Here is a 17038-nt window from a genome sequence, read left to right on the forward strand (position 1 = left end):
CGCGGTTAGGCTACCCTGGCGCTCTCGCGGCGGGGCAGGATGCGCTCGAGAGGATAGCGCTCGAGCAGCCGGGCGAGGATGGCGGGGCCTTCGCTGCCGGTCGGCACGAACAGGCGCAGTTTCCACGAGACGATTTCGGAGATGAGCCCGATCGCCTTCAGCCGGTCGAGCGCCAGATCGCTGAAACCGGTAAGCTCGATGCGCGGCGTGCCCATGGCGCGGACCTGCTGGAGGGTCTGCCCTTCGCGCAATTGCAACGTCGCTTGTCCGGACATCAGCATGGCAAAGGCCACATCGGGCGCGAGTGCCGGTGCATCTTCCTCGATGATCGAGGCGACCCAGGCCGGCGAGACCTTGCGCCCGACAAAGCGCTGCCCGTCATCGGTCTGGAACCGGTATACCCGGGTGCTCTCGTCGGGCAGCTGCTTCCAGATCGGCAGCAACAGGCCGCTGACCATGTGCAGGGTGCTGGTTTCAAACTCCGGGATCGTCGCCAGTTCGGCCGTCCAGGCTGCCCTGAACGCGGTTTCGTCGGCAGGCTCCCAATGGCTTGCCGCCATGGCATCGACCGGCACCGTGCTGGCCTCACCCGGGCGCACCAGGCGGATGTGGGCTTCGACCGAACCATCGTCGCGCATCATGCTGCGCGCGGGCATCTCGACCGCCGCACGGCCCGAGCGCTGGTTGCAGAGCAGCCGTCCCTGGCTGCGTCCGGCAAGCTCAAGTGCTTCATCCAAGGTGACTATCCGGGTGCGATCCTTGCGGGCGATGGTCAGCAGGTCGGTCACGGCGCCGGTGCCGGGATGGGTGTAGATTGTCCGGCGCGAGGTCAGCGCGAAGCTCTCGGCGCGGAGGGTCTCGAGGCCGATTTCATAAGTGCCGCTGGCCATCGCGCCTTCGATCCGGCGGGTAAGCAGGTCTTCAAACGCGGTGAAGAGGATGTCCTGCAGCGCGATCGTCAGGGCCAGCATGCGGTTGAGGAAGGTCGTGATCGGCGGCAGCTCGTCACGCAGCCCGCCGCCTTCGGCATCGATGATGGAAAGTCCAGTTGCCTGCTCGAACTGCTGGAGGCTGCAGCCTTCAACCTTGCCGGCGGCAATGAGGGCATAGAGCTGGCGCAGGGCATCGCGGGCATAGTGCGATTCGAGATTATCCTCGGGCCGGAACATGTTCTGCCCGCCCGTCTGGCGCTGGCCGCGGGTGATGGCGCCCAGGCTGTCGAGCCGCCGGGCGATGGTCGAGATGAAGCGCTTCTGCGCCTTCACATCGGTCGTCACCGGGCGGAACCGCGGTGGCTGCGCCTGGTTGGTGCGGTTGGTCCGCCCGAAGCCCTGAATCGCATTGTCGGCCTTCCATCCTGCCTCGAGCAGGTAGTGGACCCGCAGCCGGCGGTTCCGGACTCCGAGGTCGGCATGATAGGATCGCCCCGTGCCCCCGGCGTCGGAAAAGACGAGGATCCGCTTGGCATCGTCCATGAAGGCTTGGGTCTCGGCGAGGTTGGCGGACGCGGGACGGGTCTCGACGGCAAAGCGCACCTGCCCGCTGCCATCGCGGCGCGCGACAATGCGCCGGGCGCGGCCGGTCACTTCGGCGACCACATCCGTGCCAAAATGATGGAGGATCTGGTCAAGCGCGGCAGGCACCGGCGGCAAGGCGGCCAGATGCTCGATCATCTGCTGGCGGCGTGCGACCGCCTCGCGGCAGAGAACCGGCTGCCCGTCCTTCCAGACCGGGCGCGATGACAGGTTGCCTTCCTCATCGCTGTAGGGCTCGAACAGCTGCACCGGGAAGCTGTGCTCGAGGTACGACAGGACATATTCGCGAGGCGTGATGTCGACGCGGACGTCGTTCCACTCCTCGGTTGGAATGTCCGCCAGACGCCGCTCCATCAGGGCTTCCCCGGTCGAGACGATCTGCACTACGGCGGCATGTCCGGCGTCCAGATCCTGCTCGATCGCAGCAATGAAGCTCGGGCACTGCATTGCGGTGATCAGGTGGTTGAAGAAGCGCTGCTTCGCGCTTTCGAACGCCGAGCGGGCGACGGACCTGGCCTGGGCGTTGAGCGTGCCGGTCGCCGCAGTGACGTTGGCGGCGGCAAGGGCTGCATCGAGGTGATTGTGAATGACCTGGAAGGCAGCGGCATAGGCATCGTATATACGCACCTGCTCGCCCGTCAGCGCGTGTTCGAGCATGTCATACTCGACTCCGTCGAACGACAGCGAGCGCGAGGCATAGAGCCCGAGCGCCTTGAGATCGCGGGCCAGCACTTCCATCGCCGCGACCCCGCCATTCTCGATCGCCGCCACGAATTCGCCGCGCGTCGCGAACGGGAAGTCTTCACCGCTCCACAGTCCGAGCCGCTGGGCATAGGCCAGGTTCTGGACCGTGGTCGCCCCGGTCGCCGAGACATAGACCACCCGCGCCGAGGGCAAGGCATGCTGGAGGCGCAGGCCCGCCCGGCCCTGCTGGGAGGGCGTCTGTTCGCCCCGACTGCCCTTGCCGCCGGCGGCATTGGCCATGGCATGGGCTTCGTCGAACACGATGACCCCGTCAAAATCGCTGCCGAGCCATTCGACAATCTGCGCCAGGCGGGAGGCCTTGCCTTCGCGTTCCTGCGAACGGAGGGTCGCATAGGTCGTAAACAGGATGCCTTCGGCAAGGCGGATCGGGCTACCCTGCCGGAAACGCGACAGCGGCGTGACCTGCAGGCGCTCCTGGCCCAGGGCCGCCCAGTCGCGCTGCGCGTCTTCCAGCAATCGGTCCGACACCGAAATCCATAACGCGCGGCGGCGACCCTTGAGCCAATTGTCGAGGATGATCCCGGCGACCTGGCGGCCTTTGCCCGCACCGGTGCCATCGCCCAGGAACCAGCCCCGCCGGAATCGGACGGCGCCCTCCTGCTCCTCGCTCGCAGCTGAGAGGACGTCGAAGGTCGCATCCATCGTCCAGGCTCCGGACAGAAACCCGGCATGGGCTTCCCCGGCGTAGATCACCGATTCGAGCTGGGCGTCAGACAGCAGGCCATCGGCGACCAGTCGTGCCGGGACATGCGGACGATAGCTGGGCTGCGGCGGCGCGACCGAGGCCATGGCCGCCGACTGGACCAGCGGGGTCGGATGGGGAACTGCGCCCGGGATGCGAAGCGACTGGAGCGCGTAGGGCTCGTAGATTGCCTCGCCCAGCTGGACGGCGTCTGCCGGGGTGCTGTCGAGCGTCTCATACTCGAGCTCGATCCCTTCGAGCGACGGGACGCCGCCCTTCAGCGGATCCGCGACCACGGCAGGACGGCCAGGCTGCATCCCGGTAGCGCGTCCATCCTGGCGCCCGACGATCGGGACGGGGACAGACGGCGTGCAGTCCGGCCGGGGCGGCAGGTCGGCGAGGATCCAGTCGAGCAGGCTGGCAACGTCCGGGGCCATCCCGCGCGGCTCAGGGAAAGCATGCGGATCGGCGGCCGGCTGTTTGTCGATCACGGTCAGGCGCGTGGTAATCGCGGTGCCGTGGGGCGCGAACACCTTGCCGGCAATCGCGGCGGTAAAGACGAGAGTGCCTGCGTGCTGGAGTTCTGCAAAGGCGCCCTGCCAGGCAGGATCATGGGGCGAGCAGTTCGCGCCGGTGATGGCGACAAGCCGCCCGCCGGGGGCAAGCCGGGCCAGCGCCGAGCGCATGTGGCGCAAGGCTGCATCGCGGACCTGGCCCTTGACGTGGACCGCAGCCGAGAACGGCGGGTTCATCAGCACGAGGCTCGGTGACAGGCCGGGCTCCAGATAATCGTCGATCTGAGCCGCGTCGTGGCGCGTGACCGGCAGGGTCGGAAACAGTCCGGACAACAGGTCAGCCCGGCCATCGGCGAGCTCGTTGAGGTGCAAGCGGGCGCCCATGATCTCGGCGAGGATCGCCAGCATGCCGGTTCCTGCCGATGGTTCGAGCAACATGTCACCGGGCGTGATCCGGGTTGCGACGGCAGCAACCAGCCCCAGTGGCAGGGGCGTGGAGAACTGCTGAAAGGCCTGTCCGTCTTCCGATCGCCGCGTCTGGGTCGGAAGCAGGTCGGCCAAGCGTTGGATGGCGGCGAGCAATGCCTGTGCTCCGCCCGGCCGCCTCAGCAGGGCCGCGCCATAGCGGCGCAGGAACAGGACCTGGGCCGCTTCGCAGGCTTCATAGGCAAGCTTCCAGCTCCAGCGCCCCTCGGCATCACTGCCGCCCAAGGCTTCCTCCATGACCCGGCGCAGCCGCTGGGTAGTGATGCGCTCGCCCCGTGCGAGCAGGGGAAGGAGCGCGGTGGCCGCCGTGATCAGGCGACTGGCCTCGCAGTCTGCGGCGGCGGGCGGCTTGGCATGAGCGGCGCGCGGTAAGACCGAGGCGGAAACGGGCGGAAGAGACATGGCAGGGAACTCCGGGCTGAAGGTTGCGGCCCGGCACGATCTCCCTCGATCCTGCCCGGGCTCGCTCGCGTCCCGGCCAGCCTCGTCCTCTCTGGTCCGCCGTGCCGGCGGACATGCGAAAAGGCCCGCCTCCGCGCGGGAATGCGCGGAAGCGGGCCGGTCCGGCAGCGCTGTTGTTCCCGTATGCTGGCGGTCAGGCGCTGAGGGCTGAAGGCTCCACTTGTTCGTGGCGGCCGGGATCGATGACGAAGCCGAACGCGCCGGGCGAGTATTCGCCGACCGGGACCCGGTAGTGCCGGGCAGGCACCGCTCCGCGCGCACCGCCCATCGTCGCGACACAGTCGGCCATTCCCGGATGACTGTCCGACCGCACTGCCGAGATGACAATCCAGTCGGCCGCATGGACCTCGCGGAAGCGGCGCTCGTCCTTGACCCTAGACTGGCCGGGGGCAAGCTCGATGCCGTGGATCGCCTCCCAGGCGTCCGGATAATAGGCGATCAGGCTTTCTGCCGCGATCCGTCGCTCCCGCGTGGTGAACAGGCCCGGGAACGTGAAGGCCACCTTGGCCCAGTCGCAGTCCTCCTCGTACCAGCCATCGGCATGCCGTAGTAGCGGATGGACGGCAGCATTGCGCAGATCGTCGAGATGGAAGCCGCCATGCCCGGCGGTGGAGTGACAGCTGATCCCCTCACCATAGCGGCAGGATTGCTGGGCCGGACCCCACGGCGTCGACCGCCGCGGGGTCGTGGTCGGACGGGAAAGCCCCAGCAATTCGCGGTGGTGCTCCGCAATCTCGGCAACATGGGCCCTGAATGCCGCCTCGTCGGCAACGATGCCACACGAGCCCCAGAAGTCCTCCTCGGTCCAGTCGGCCATCGCCTTCTTGAGCCGCCAGGCATCGGCGATGCGCAGGCCGGTCCGGGCAGGAACCGCGATCCAGGAATGGTCCTCCAGTCTTGCAGCGAGCAGGCCTCCGGCAGTCCTGCCGAACACCGGTGCGGGATTGGTCACGATCGTCATCATGCGGCCCTCCGCATCGCGCCAAGTCCGCCCGTCTCATCCGGTTCGACGATGCTGAGGAAGGGGTTGGAATAGCGATGGCGCGCCAGCCATTCGTGGGCCGTGGGCAAATCGTCGGCCAGATGCTGAAGCTCGACCTTGCCATTCCATTCGGTGAGCACCCGAACCATGCCCGGGCGCGGTCGCTCGAGAATGCCAAAGTCGAGTGGACAGGTGAGCTCGAAATGGCGGCTGACGGTGAGGATCGTCACGCCTTCGGAGCCGTATTCGCCGATCTTCAGCACGAATCCGGCGGACTGGAAGCTGCTGCCAAGCAGGCGGCGCGGGTAGATGGCGACAAGCCGACCAGTGCCGTTCCAGGTGCGCCAGGCAGCCAGTTTGCGCCGGAAGCGCTCGGGCGGCCGGGGCTGGTCATTGGCAAAGCTGACCAGGCTGCCAAGCGGCGCGGTGTCGAAAAGGTCATGGGCATTCATCGGTCTGATCCTGTGATCGGGGCGCTGCGGCGTGATCGCGCGCGTGCGCCGGAAAGGGATGGAAAGTGGCCGGGACGCGAAAGGGCGCATCCCGGCCCTCGGGGGTCACTCGGCCGCGATGGCCCACGCGTCGAAGCTGCCGTCCTCACCGTGCTCGGGCTCCCCGTCGCCGGTGAGGAAGGCTGGCAGGTCGTCACTCGCTGCGGTGCTGACTGCGCCCAGATCGACAAGATCGGCGATCCCCGGCGTGCGCAGCGGTTCGGGCAGCCATGCGCTGTCCTCGAGCAGGCGAGCGGCCTCGCGGGCCATATCGCCTTTCTTAAGGTGATCGATCAGCGCTGCGGTCTCCTCGCCCCGGGCTTCGGCCACCGCAGCAAGGATGTGCGGCTTGGTCACCCGGCCGAGGTAGTTCTCGACGCCCGGTTTCCAGCCAGCGGCGACCATGTCGAGATCGACCGCGCGGGCGAGGACATGGGCATGCTCGATACGCCGTGCCACCGTGTGGGCGGAAACCCTGCCATCATAGCGGCTGGCGGGTTCCCACTGCGCATTGATGCCGAAAGCGGCGCAATGGGCAAAGAGGGAGGCCTGGTCGGCGCCGGTCATGGACAGAAGAGCTGCCCAAAGATCGATGTCGTGCTCGGGCAACCTGGCCTTCCACTGGTCGTGCCGCGAGATGATCGCGCGGGCGCTGACCGAATCGGCCATGCCCGGCGCCTGGTGCGGGAACCCGGTGCGATGCACGGCGACGCCGAGACAGCTTTCCCGCGCTCCATGGTAAAAAGTCTGGAGGACCATGGCATGGAGGACGACGGCAAAGGCCACGTCAGGGCGGTTCGCAACCGCATCCTGCAACGCCAGCGTGCGCTCTGCGGTCAGTTCGCAAACGAGCTTATCGGGCAGCGGTTTGATGCTGCTCTCGTCTTCTCCGGGCTCGCCGGAAGGTTCGCTGCCCTGGGACGGTTCGCTACCATAGGGCCGATCGGTATCGACGCTTCCGGCATGGTGCCCATCTTCGCCGCCAGCATACCCGCCATCATCCGGCATGTCCGAGTCGGGCTTCGGCTCATCCTCGGCGCGCACAAAGCCGCGTTCGACATGGAGCGATCCGTCGACATCGACGCTGATGAATACCCCGGCCATCGCCATGTCCTCAGGCGCGAATACCGGCGGGCGTTCCAGCAGCAGAGCCAGTTCCTCATCGATAGCGGTCAGGCGCTGTTCGATCTCGTCCGGGATCTCGGAGGCACGCTCGTAGTCGTTCTCGATGGCCGCAGCTTCGGCTTGCAAGGCTTCGACCCGGGCCTGTTCTTCGTCGGTGAGCTCAGCGGCCGTGCCGGTCATCACGCGCATGCCGTCGCGGTAACCCCAGGGAAAATCGACTGCTGCTGCTGCCCATTTCCAACCTTCGGCCTCGAGCCGTGCTGCTTCGGACTGCAAGCGGTCGGCGACCAGCTTGTCGAGCAGGTGCACGTCCTGCAGCCAGCCCCCGTGGTCATCCTCGAACAGGTCGCGCATGACGTTGCCGCCCGCAGCCACATAGGCAACGAGCGTGACGAAGCGGACTCGCTTGTCGGAGGCGCGCACGGAATCTTCGGTCAGGCGCGAGCGGATATAGGCGGGCGAACGGTTGAAGCTGTGCACCAGCATCTCCCAGACCTGCTCCTGCCGCTCATGATCCTCGCAGACCGAGAAGGCCATCAGTTGATCGAGGGTCATGCCGTCATCGGCATAGACTGCGTGCAGCTGGGGCGAGACCGAGGCGAGCTTGAGCCGCTGGCGCACGACAGCCGGCGTCACCATGAAGTGCGCGGCGATGTCCTCGAGCCCCAGGCCCTGATCGCTCAGCACCTGCATGGCACGGAACTGGTCGAGGGGATGCAGCTGTTCGCGGTGGGTGTTTTCTGCCAGCGAGTCCTCTTCTGCAGAAATGTCGCTGCCCTCGCGCACCACACAAGGGACGGGCTGGGTCTTCGCCATCCGCTTCTGCTTCACCAGCAGTTCGAGGGCGCGGAAGCGGCGGCCGCCGGCGGGCACCTCGAACCGGCCGGTTTCCTTGCCGTCATCGTCGAGCTGCGGGCGAACATTGAGGCTCTGGAGCAGGGTGCGCCGGGCAATGTCCTCGGCCAACGCCTCGATCGAGACGCCGGTCTTGATCCGCCGGACATTGGCCTGGCTCAGGACCAGTTGGTTGAACGGAATGTCGCGCGACTGCGACAGGATGATCTTGGAAGCGGCGATTGCCATGTCAGGTCTCCGGTGGCGGACCGCCGGGAGCCTCTCTCCCAGCCCCTGGCCCGTCACGAAGCCCCCGGCTTCCCTTTCCCTCTATGGGGCGGGCACCGCCTGCCCGGGGCAGCGACGCCCTTGCCCCGATCCCGCCCATGGCCTCCCGCGGCGACCTCAGGCCGCCCGGGCGAGGTCGACCGCATCCTCTTCCGCCCGTGCGAAGGCGAGCAGGAAGTCCGCAGCCTTCGAGGCGGCACTTGCGGCCCGCACGATGGCGCGGTTATCCTCGCGCAGGATCGCCAGCCACGAGCCAAGGTAGTCGGCATGGCGCACGCTGGGCTCGATCCCCAGCGCGGCGCAGACGAATGCGCTGGTCATCTCGGCGCACAGTTCCTCCCGCCCATATTCGGGCGAGCCGAACCGGCCCGCCTGATCGCGGGAGAGGCGGCTCGGATGCCCGGTCCAGTGGCCCAGCTCATGGAAGGCCGTGCGGTGCCAGTTGATGGGATCGGGAAAGGCCTCGGGGCGCGGGATCTGGATGTAGTCGCGCGAAGGCACGTAGAAGGCTTCGCCGCCGACAATGCGGATATCGGCGCTGGTGGCGCGGATCAGGGCCTCGGCCTCGGGCAGCATCAGCGAGCGGTCGACCGGAGCGACCGGCGCGCTCAAGTCCTCGGGCAGGCCTTCGCACTGGTCGGTCGAAAAGACCGTGTAGCGCTTCAGGAACGGGATCGTGCCGGGCGTCCGGTCTTCCTCGCGGGCCCGTTCGCGCTCCCGCTGCGGAGTGTAGCGATGGGCATAGACCACGGTCATGCCCCGCTCGCCCTTGCGGACATTGCCGCCAAGCTCCAGCGCCTGGCGAAAGGTGAGGAAGCGGTTGGTGGTGAAGCCACGTTCGATCATCGCGCTCCACAGGATCAGGATGTTGATCCCGCTGTAGCGCGCCCGGGTACTGGCGTTGACCGGCAGGTCGAGGGCGGCGGCTGCCGAATCCCACGGCTGCACCCAGGGTAAGCGGCCCTGCTCGAGCTGGGCGATGATCCGGTCAGTTATGTCCTGGTAGAGGTCGGTCCGCTCAGGTGCGGAAGCGCGGCGTGCGCGGAAAGATGCCATGGCCTGTCTCCTGGGACGGACCGGCCAGGGGCCACTCCCTCTGGCTTCGGCACCGTCACGGCCGAAGCCGCCAGGCTCTCACTCTCCAACACCGTTGCCGCCGGTCGCGCGAGCGGTCAGCGCGATGACCCGGACAGAAACGCGCACCCTGACGTAGGCGGGCAATGGCTTGCCAGTCGCATGGCAGGCCGAAAGGCGGGGCCTGTCGGCTTTCACGGGCTGCCCTTGTAATCATGACCGCCGGCTCAGAGTGCGCGCGGGGCCCGATGGTTGAAGTCGCCGCGCCCGCAGGAGCAGGTCCGGCAGGATGTGCGGGATAGAGCGCGTCACCAGCACCGCTCCGAATCAAAGGGGCGTTGCGGGGTGTCCCCGCTCGAAGGGGTAGGCGGAGACAGCGCAGCGGCTCGGGCTCAGGGGAAGACTTTCCCCTCTTCACGGGGGCAATCTTGTGGCTTTCAGTCGTGCCGGAGGCGAAATAGCATGGAGCCTCTGACCCGGGAGCCTGAGGCAGGAAAGGCCGGACTCTTACCCCGGATGCCGCTTTCTTTGGGCCTGACTGGGACCGAACCGGCCGTCACTGCTCCTGGCGGGCGCAATCGATACACAGGGCGGCCTCGGGCCGTGCTTCCAGGCGCGCCGGAGCGATCTCGCCGCCACAGCGGATGCACTCACCATAGGTGCCGGCAGCGATTCGCTCCAGCGCGCGATCGACCGAAGCGATCTGGCGGCGAAGCAGCAGAGCCTGACTTTCCAACGAGGCGTCATCTTCCACTTCAACCGCTTGCTCGGAGGAATCGGCGTTCAGCGGTTCGGCAAGATCCTGCTCGATCCGTTCAAGACGCGCCTGCAATTCGGCCATCTGTGCTTCGAGACGCGCCTTGTGGGCCATGGTCCTGCTCCTGTTCCTCTCTGCTGCCGGCAAGTCTGGAAATGGGCGGAGAGACAGTCAATACCCGTCCGCTCCCGGTTGCGTAGCGCAAGGTCGAGCTAGTAGCAGCTTGTGCAATCCCCAGCACTGTCGCATCCTCCGCAGATGATGCGGTCTGCACTTGCCCTCGCACTTGCGGTTGTCACGACTGCTCCCGCCCTTCTGCCTGCTTCCGCACGGGCACAGGCCCGGCCGCCGCTTCCCGCCGCGGTGCTCACGCACATGAATGGACTCGACGCGCGCTGCACTGCGGCTGGCGGCAAGCCTGGCAGCGGGCACTACGTGATCGCTCAGGATTTCACCGGCGACGGCTTGCTCGATTACCTCCTGTCCGAAGGCGATTACGATTGCACTGGACGGCCTGGGCTGTTCCGAGCGGAGGGGCAAGCCCGGGTCGATATTTTTGTCACTGACCGGGCGGGCGCTGCTCGGCGGATCTATTCCGACAGGCTGATCGCCTACCGGGTACTGGCCGGACGTCCTGCCAGAGTGCAGATCGCACGCAAGGGTGCGCTCTGCGGCGCCGGGACGCCGCCGCAGAGCCAGTGCGCAGCTCAACTCGCCTGGAATGGCACCTCCTTTGGCGAGGCGGCATCGGTATCGCGCGGGGGCAGCGGCGCCTCGTCCGGTCCTGTTGCAATGCCTGAGGCCGCGCCGGGACCAACGTCCGAAGCGGGCTTCCTTGTCAGTTGCCGGGCGGACCTGATCCGCCGCGATGCCAGTGCTGCCCGCTGGGCCGATGATGAATGCCGGACCAACTGGCAGAAGATCTTGGCGAGTGGCCCGGCTGCCAATATGCTGCTCGCGGTTCTGCCAGCCACGGCAAGCGGCAAGCCCACCCTGGCAGAGACAAAACAACGGGCCGCTGCAGTCCGCTGGGCAACCCGGGCCAACCCGCCCGCCTTGGCGACAGGAACGCTGGGACAGCTAAGCGCAGCGATCGAGGGACGCGGATCGCCGGCAACAGTCTCGGTGAACTGGGCGAAGGTAGGCGCGGAAATCCCTTACGACATTGTCGGGGCGCTGCGCGTGCGCGGCCTCGCCATTACGGAAATGGCCTGCGAGAAGGTTGGCGTAGGGGCAGGAACGCGCACTTATGCCGGGACATCGGCAGAACGTGTGCCGTTCACGCTAACCATCGATCAACAGACCGCGCCCCTTGGGCACATGCAAAGCTATTACACTGCTACCATCAGCCTGGAGGCACGGCATCCGCCGCGCGGATCAACGACCGGCTGCGATTTCTGATCCTTGCCCTGTTCCGCGAAACCCGGCCTGCCGGACGTCTTGACGAGGATCCTCGAATGTTAACCGTATGCTAAGGCTCGAAGCGACGTGATCGATCCCGCTCTTCCATGGCTCAAGCTTGCGCTTTGTTCGGCGTTGATTGCATTCGCGGGTCCAGCACTGGTCAGGAACGGTGACCGCATTGCCCAGCTGACCGGGCTGTCCCGCTCGTGGATCGGCCTGATCCTGCTGGCGACCGCCACATCCCTGCCGGAACTGTTTACCGGCGTAAGCGCCGTCACGATCGCCGACGCGCCCAACATTGCCGTCGGCGACGCTCTGGGCAGCTGCGTTTTCAACCTGCTGATGCTGGTGCTGCTTGACGAATTATCCCGCCGGGATCCGGTATACCGCCGGATCGATCAGGGCCATATCCTGACTGCTGGCTTTGGCGTCATCCTGATCGGCACAGTCGGTGCATTGATCCTGCTGCGCGGGAGCGGGCTGGATGCCAGCGTTCGCCATGTGAGCGTCTACACCCCTTTCCTGGTGCTGCTCTACCTCATCGCCATGCGCGCCGCCTTTGATTTCCAGCGCCGGGTCACGGGGACACTACCGGTGCATGAGACCGATGCGGGCATGACCCTGCGCCAGGCGATCGGCCGCTATCTGCTTGCAGCCAGCATCGTGGTCGCAGCTGGAATCTGGCTGCCTTTCGTGGGTGTCGACATCGCCGAACAGATGGGCTGGCAGACTACCTTCGTGGGAACCCTGCTGATCGCCGCTACGACATCGGTTCCGGAACTCGTGGTCAGCATCAGCGCGCTGCGCATGGGGGCGGTCGACATGGCGATCAGCAACCTGCTCGGCAGCAATCTCTTCGACGTGCTGATCATCGCCATCGATGATATTGCCTACACGAACGGGCCGCTCCTGTCCTCGGTCTCCACTGCTCATGCCGTCACGGCCTTCACCGCCGTGATCATGTCCGGCATCTTCATCGTGGCGCTGTTGTTCAAGCCCGAAAGCCGGATCCGGGGCACGATCAGCTGGATCAGTCTGTCGCTGCTGATGGCTTACCTGTTCAGCGCCTATGCCAGCTTCCTGCTCGGACACTGAGCGATGCCTCGCTAGCGGACGGTTGTGATTCCACAAAAACCGCCTGCATAAAAATCCGATAAAAACAAAAAATGGAACAAGCGTTTACGCTTTGCGCACGGGAGCCCTTCGAGTCGCATCTGCCCCCTTCAGGATTTCAGACACGCTGCCGGAGAGATCCGGCAGCGTGACCGGTCACGTGAGCCGGTGACGGTGCAGCAGGCAGCGACCGGACTGCTGGCCGCGTCGAACGCGCCATATATAAATCCGGTGGCATGCTGTCATTTCTGGCCATGCCTCGGGTAAAGCCGCCCCGCACCGGCGGCACCTAAAAAGCCCATAGTAACTGTCCTGCGCAAATGGGCCGATCAGGCGCCAATGCGCTACCTGCTGACCCTGCTGAAGACGAGACTGTCCAGACAACCCGCAGGCGGCAGGTCCGCCCTGGTCTGGGTGATCACGCTGATGGGCCTCGCGCTTGCCGTGGTCGCACATTCGGTTCTCGGCAGTACCAGTCAAGTGTTGCCGGCACGCAAGACGGCCATGGAGCAGGTCGTCGGCGAGAGCCGTGCCGCAGAGGCCGGCGCGCCGCAGGGACTGCAAGCGGAACTCGAGCAACTCGCAGAACGAATGCCGGGCCGGAACGCGGTGCTGGTGCGGTCGGTCAGCGATGGCTGGGTGGCGGGCTTTCGCGGTGCGACGTCCTTTCCTCAGGGCAGCTTGCGGCGCATCTGGCTCGGGGCGGTCCTGCTCGAAGCCGTCGATCAGGGCGAACTCTCGCTCGATCAGCGCGTCCCTTTGCAGACAAGAGCGCGTGGTCCGGAACGGCATGAGCAGGTCAGCGCCCTCTTGCGGAAGGCCGTCGCCCAAGATGACCGCTCGGCCCAGGACGAAATTCTTGCTGGCTTGATGGGGCCGTCTGGCATGGCGGCATGGCTCGAACGTCGCGGGTTCGGCGAAGTTGCCTTCGGACCATCGAACCGGGACCTGGTCCGGCTGCCGCAAGGCAAGGCGGCCGAGGGCGGGCCGCCCGACGGCGCGACGCCCGATGGAATGGCCTTCGCGCTGGGCGAGCTGTTTGCCGGCAGGGTTCTCAAGGAGGACTCGACCGCACACCTGTTGCAGTTGCTCGAACAGGACGGTTCAAGCGCAGAAAGGGCAGGCTGGCTGGTCTCGCGGCTGACCGGGGCTTCCCCGCTTACCGGCCCGGCTGCCTCTGCGGGCGCGGTTGCCTTCCTTCGCGCCCGGACCGGGCAGCGTTATGTGGTCGTCGTTTCCACGTCAGGCGCAGGCAATCCCCGCTCGATCAGCGACAGGTTGCTCACCGATGTGATCGCGGCACTCCGGCGGTACTGATTACCCTGCGTCGCGGACAATGAGGCGATAGCCCAGGCCCGGCTCGGTCACGATCAGTTCGGGCTCGGACGGATTTTCCTCGAGCTTCTGGCGCAGCAGCCCCATGTAGACGCGCAGATATTGGAGGTCGGCGGTCGAATTGCCCCAGCCTGCGGCCAGCAGCCGCTTGTGCGTGACGACCTGGCCGACATTTCGCGCAAGCGCATGGAGCAGCATGTATTCCTTGGGGGAGAGCTTGATGGGCTCGCCCATCAGCTCGACTTCGCGCTTCGCAAAATCGATCCGCAAGGGACCGCCCTCGAATATCGCGGCATTGGCTGGCTGCGATGTGGCTCGCCGGACGGCGACACGGATCCGGGCCATGAGTTCGCCGATTTCGAAGGGCTTGTTGACATAGTCATCGGCGCCTTCGTCGAGCGCCGCGATCTTCTCAGCCTCCTGGTGCCGCGCGGAGATCACGATGATCGGGACCTGGCTCGATTCGCGGATCACGCGGATGACCTCCTTGCCATCCATGTCGGGCAGGCCGAGGTCGAGCAACACCACGTCGGGATCATGCGCAATGACGCCGCTGATCGCGGCATTGCCATCGGTTGCTACGGTGACAGTGCAGCCAGCCGCCTTGAGCACCGGTTGGAGAACGGTAATGAGCGCCGGTTCGTCATCGACCAGCAGCACGTGCCCCTGCATCATGCCTTCACCTCGCTGACGACCGGCAGGGTGATCGTGACGGTCGTGCCTTTCCCGCCGATCACTGGCGACATGAGTTTGACTGTTCCCTCGAAAGCTTCGACAAAACCCTTGGCAATTGCCAGGCCAAGACCGCTCCCCTGGGGCGAAGGCTCGCTGCGCTTCACCCGATAGAACCGCTCGAAGACGCGTGTCTGCTCGGCTTCGGGAACGCCGCAGCCCTGGTCGGTGACGGTCAGGACGCACTGATTGCGGTCGCAACTGCTCTGCACCAGAACAGGCATATCGGGCTCACTGTAGATGAGCGCGTTCTGGATGACATTGGTCACGGCCAATTCGAACAGGGCGGTGTCCGCAGTCACCAGGATTTCCGGATCGGTCGAGGATACCGAAATCTCGCGTCCGGCAAAGCGCGTGCGCAGCCGCTGGACGACCGCGCGCACGACGTCGTTTACCGAAAGGACCTGGCCGGCGATGCTGGGTCCGCCTGCCTGCAGCCGGCTGAGCTCGAGCAGGTTGGCTGTGAATCGGTTGAGCCGGTCGCACTCGTCGACGATCCCCTGGAGAAGCGCTTTCGAGGTTTCACGGTCGAACCGGCTGCCGAATTCGATCAAGCTCGAGGCCGAAGCGCTGATCGCGGTGAGCGGCGTGCGCAGGTCATGGCTGACCGAAGATAGAAGCGCAGATTTCAGTTCCTCGGTTCGGACATTGGCCTCGGCTTCCGCAATCACTGAGGCAAAGCGGGCGCGTTCGAGCGCCAGGCCAACGAGGCTCGCCAGCGCTTCCAGAAATGCCGGGTCCACTTGCGCGCCGCTGACGTTTTCGACGACCAGGGCGCCGACGCACGAGCGGCTGCCGTCAAGTCGGAAGGCAATACTGTCGCGGTGGCGAACGATACCGTCGCCTTCAATCGCCTGCCGGGCGAGAGCAAGGGCCTCGGGCCGCCTATCCGACGCGGGCAGCGCCTCGGTCGTTCCGTCCTTGAGACCGTAAAGCGAAAGCCGGAATCCGAGACGCCCCGGAACCGTGGTGGCCAGGGCGGCTTCGATTGCAGCCACGTCGGGTGCGGCCTGGAGCAACCTGCTGGTTTCGAGCAAGCTTTCGAGCTGGAGGTTCGTGCGGCCAAGTTGGAAGGTCTTATCCTTGAGCCTGCCCGCAAGAAGCCCTGAGACCAGAGCGCAAGCCGTGAAGATCAGCGGCGGCGCGAGATCTTCGCCGGACGACATCCGGAAGGTCAGGACCGGATCCGCCAGGAAAAAGTTGAAGATGGCAGAGGCCAGAAGCGCGGAGATCAGCGCAGGCGTCAGTCCCGAGCGCGCGCCCACCAGGGTAATGCCCAGCATGAAGAGCATCCCCGACGAGACCTCGCCATCGAGGATCGGCTTGAGCACGATGACAAGCACCGCGGTCACCGCGAAAATGACCGCAGGCGCGCGCCAGGCGCTCGCCTTGCTGATCATTGTCCGGCGTAATTCGTCTCGCAGGCTGGTTTCGGCAAAGAGGTCCATCGCTTGTCTTGTGTGCGCGCCGCCGGGCAGCGTCCATGCATAAAAAACCTATAATACCGGCCGCCGGCAAGCTGGGCTAGTTCTTCGCCAAGTAACGGACAGGAGATCCACCCATGAAGCGTACGCTTGCCCTTGCACTCCTCGCCTCCGGTGCGCTGGCCCTTTCCGCCTGCGGCCAGAAGCGCGCCCCTGAATCGCTCCCGCCCGAGCCTGGCCCGCAGGCGCCCGTGGCTGCCAATAACGGAGATTACGACGCCAACGGCAACTATATCGGTCCGGGCAGCCAGGCCGACCTGCGGCGCACGGCCGGCAGCGACCGGGTCTTCTTCGATTTCGATTCCTATGGTCTCGACGATACCGACCGGGCGACCCTTACCCGCCAGGCTTCCTGGCTGGCGCAGTATCCGAACGTGAATGTCACGATCGAGGGCCATGCCGACGAACGCGGCACCCGGGACTATAACCTTGCGCTGGGCGAACGGCGCGCCAACGCCGCGAAGAACTTCCTGGCTTCACTCGGAGTCGCAACGACCCGCATGTCGGTGGTCTCCTACGGCAAGGAGCGTCCGGAGGCGCTGGGTTCGGATGAGCAGTCCTGGGCCCAGAACCGCCGCGCGGTCACGATGGTGATCCGCTGAAATCGCCGGGCTGCGCATGGCCACGGCGATGAACAGCAGCACAGAGCGCGCCTTCCGGAGAGCAAGAGAAATCCTGCGCAAGGAAGGCGCGCTCAACTCCGCCGAATGTGAGGAACTGAAGGAGCTGTTCGACGAGGTGAACGGGACACAGTTCATGGCCCTGACCCAGGACCCCGATCATACCCGCGCACTGCGAGAGTTTGATCGCTACGTCCGGCGGCCGGCACTGCCGATCCTCGTCACAATGGTGACCCTGCTGATCATCAGCATCATCATGGGCGTCTCTGTGAGCATGCGACAATAGCGCCAGGCCGCTGGCGTCGCTTGGGCATGCGTTCAACCGAGCCGCGGCTGCATTGCTCCGGCCGCCGT

Annotated in this window: 14 protein-coding genes; 5 read left to right on the top strand and 9 right to left on the bottom strand. The window is 65.9% G+C overall.

Annotated elements, in window-relative coordinates:
* Positions 1 to 5 precede the first annotated feature (5 nt).
* The 7 genes from SARO_RS01885 to SARO_RS01910 form a co-directional block, all read right to left on the bottom strand.
* Positions 6 to 4385 carry a strawberry notch family protein gene (locus tag SARO_RS01885; protein ID WP_011444039.1) on the bottom strand — a complete coding sequence of 1460 codons (4380 nt, stop codon included), beginning with the start codon at positions 4383 to 4385 and terminating at the stop codon, positions 6 to 8.
* Between the two features lie 193 nt (positions 4386 to 4578).
* Positions 4579 to 5409, bottom strand: a complete 831-nt coding sequence (locus SARO_RS01890; protein ID WP_011444040.1) for a DUF7007 domain-containing protein — start codon at positions 5407 to 5409, stop codon at positions 4579 to 4581.
* Positions 5406 to 5879, bottom strand: a complete 474-nt coding sequence (locus SARO_RS01895; protein ID WP_011444041.1) for a hypothetical protein — start codon at positions 5877 to 5879, stop codon at positions 5406 to 5408. Before SARO_RS01895 ends, SARO_RS01890 begins: the two co-directional genes overlap by 4 nt.
* Positions 5880 to 5984: 105 nt before the next feature.
* A complete protein-coding gene (locus tag SARO_RS01900) occupies positions 5985 to 8126 on the bottom strand; it encodes a ParB/RepB/Spo0J family partition protein (protein WP_011444042.1) in 2142 nt (713 codons plus the stop codon).
* A 156-nt stretch (positions 8127 to 8282) separates the two neighbouring features.
* Positions 8283 to 9221 carry an ArdC family protein gene (locus SARO_RS01905; protein WP_011444043.1) on the bottom strand — a complete coding sequence of 313 codons (939 nt, stop codon included), beginning with the start codon at positions 9219 to 9221 and terminating at the stop codon, positions 8283 to 8285.
* Positions 9222 to 9299: 78 nt separating this feature from the next.
* Positions 9300 to 9437 carry a hypothetical protein gene (locus SARO_RS20895; RefSeq protein ID WP_157042412.1) on the bottom strand — a complete coding sequence of 46 codons (138 nt, stop codon included), beginning with the start codon at positions 9435 to 9437 and terminating at the stop codon, positions 9300 to 9302.
* A gap of 358 nt (positions 9438 to 9795) precedes the next feature.
* Positions 9796 to 10110, bottom strand: a complete 315-nt coding sequence (locus tag SARO_RS01910; protein ID WP_011444044.1) for a TraR/DksA family transcriptional regulator — start codon at positions 10108 to 10110, stop codon at positions 9796 to 9798.
* 144 nt (positions 10111 to 10254) lie between these two features.
* Here SARO_RS01910 and SARO_RS01915 point away from each other — a divergent pair, with 144 nt between their 5' ends.
* The 3 genes from SARO_RS01915 to SARO_RS01925 all read left to right on the top strand — a co-directional run bounded on the left by SARO_RS01915 (position 10255) and on the right by SARO_RS01925 (position 13830).
* Positions 10255 to 11397, top strand: coding sequence for a hypothetical protein (locus SARO_RS01915; RefSeq protein ID WP_011444045.1), 1143 nt, complete (start codon positions 10255 to 10257; stop codon positions 11395 to 11397).
* A gap of 87 nt (positions 11398 to 11484) precedes the next feature.
* Entirely contained in the window at positions 11485 to 12495 is a 1011-nt protein-coding gene (locus tag SARO_RS01920) for a sodium:calcium antiporter (RefSeq protein WP_011444046.1), read from the top strand.
* Positions 12496 to 12852: 357 nt separating this feature from the next.
* Complete coding sequence (locus tag SARO_RS01925) at positions 12853 to 13830, top strand: serine hydrolase (protein ID WP_011444047.1); 978 nt, start codon at positions 12853 to 12855, stop codon at positions 13828 to 13830.
* On the opposite strand, the gene SARO_RS01930 is transcribed toward SARO_RS01925, so the two are convergent.
* Together SARO_RS01930 and SARO_RS01935 are read right to left on the bottom strand one after the other, a co-directional pair.
* Positions 13831 to 14523, bottom strand: a complete 693-nt coding sequence (locus SARO_RS01930; RefSeq protein ID WP_041549944.1) for a response regulator transcription factor — start codon at positions 14521 to 14523, stop codon at positions 13831 to 13833.
* Positions 14520 to 15980 carry a sensor histidine kinase gene (locus tag SARO_RS01935; protein WP_041549946.1) on the bottom strand — a complete coding sequence of 487 codons (1461 nt, stop codon included), beginning with the start codon at positions 15978 to 15980 and terminating at the stop codon, positions 14520 to 14522. The genes SARO_RS01930 and SARO_RS01935 overlap by 4 nt, the downstream gene beginning before the upstream one ends.
* A gap of 161 nt (positions 15981 to 16141) precedes the next feature.
* Between SARO_RS01935 and pal the strand changes: the two genes are divergently transcribed.
* Positions 16142 to 16666 carry a peptidoglycan-associated lipoprotein Pal gene (pal, locus tag SARO_RS01940; protein WP_011444050.1) on the top strand — a complete coding sequence of 175 codons (525 nt, stop codon included), beginning with the start codon at positions 16142 to 16144 and terminating at the stop codon, positions 16664 to 16666.
* A gap of 16 nt (positions 16667 to 16682) precedes the next feature.
* A complete protein-coding gene (locus SARO_RS01945; protein ID WP_011444051.1) occupies positions 16683 to 16970 on the top strand; it encodes a hypothetical protein in 288 nt (95 codons plus the stop codon).
* The last annotated feature ends 68 nt before the right edge of the window (positions 16971 to 17038 follow it).

This window comes from Novosphingobium aromaticivorans DSM 12444, assembly GCF_000013325.1.
Classification (GTDB): domain Bacteria; phylum Pseudomonadota; class Alphaproteobacteria; order Sphingomonadales; family Sphingomonadaceae; genus Novosphingobium; species Novosphingobium aromaticivorans.

What these genes read in the sequence shown, in the direction of transcription:
- SARO_RS01905 (WP_011444043.1), bottom strand. Translation starts at nt 9,221, where the DNA reads ATGGCATCTTTCCGCGCACGCCGCGCTTCCGCACCTGAGCGGACCGAC.
- SARO_RS01915 (WP_011444045.1), top strand. Translation starts at nt 10,255, where the DNA reads ATGATGCGGTCTGCACTTGCCCTCGCACTTGCGGTTGTCACGACTGCT.
- SARO_RS01945 (WP_011444051.1), top strand. Translation starts at nt 16,683, where the DNA reads ATGGCCACGGCGATGAACAGCAGCACAGAGCGCGCCTTCCGGAGAGCA.
- SARO_RS01895 (WP_011444041.1), bottom strand. Translation starts at nt 5,879, where the DNA reads ATGAATGCCCATGACCTTTTCGACACCGCGCCGCTTGGCAGCCTGGTC.
- SARO_RS01890 (WP_011444040.1), bottom strand. Translation starts at nt 5,409, where the DNA reads ATGATGACGATCGTGACCAATCCCGCACCGGTGTTCGGCAGGACTGCC.
- SARO_RS01885 (WP_011444039.1), bottom strand. Translation starts at nt 4,385, where the DNA reads ATGTCTCTTCCGCCCGTTTCCGCCTCGGTCTTACCGCGCGCCGCTCAT.
- SARO_RS01935 (WP_041549946.1), bottom strand. Translation starts at nt 15,980, where the DNA reads ATGATCAGCAAGGCGAGCGCCTGGCGCGCGCCTGCGGTCATTTTCGCG.
- SARO_RS01900 (WP_011444042.1), bottom strand. Translation starts at nt 8,126, where the DNA reads ATGGCAATCGCCGCTTCCAAGATCATCCTGTCGCAGTCGCGCGACATT.
- pal (WP_011444050.1), top strand. Translation starts at nt 16,142, where the DNA reads ATGAAGCGTACGCTTGCCCTTGCACTCCTCGCCTCCGGTGCGCTGGCC.
- SARO_RS01930 (WP_041549944.1), bottom strand. Translation starts at nt 14,523, where the DNA reads ATGATGCAGGGGCACGTGCTGCTGGTCGATGACGAACCGGCGCTCATT.
- SARO_RS01925 (WP_011444047.1), top strand. Translation starts at nt 12,853, where the DNA reads ATGCGCTACCTGCTGACCCTGCTGAAGACGAGACTGTCCAGACAACCC.
- SARO_RS01910 (WP_011444044.1), bottom strand. Translation starts at nt 10,110, where the DNA reads ATGGCCCACAAGGCGCGTCTCGAAGCACAGATGGCCGAATTGCAGGCG.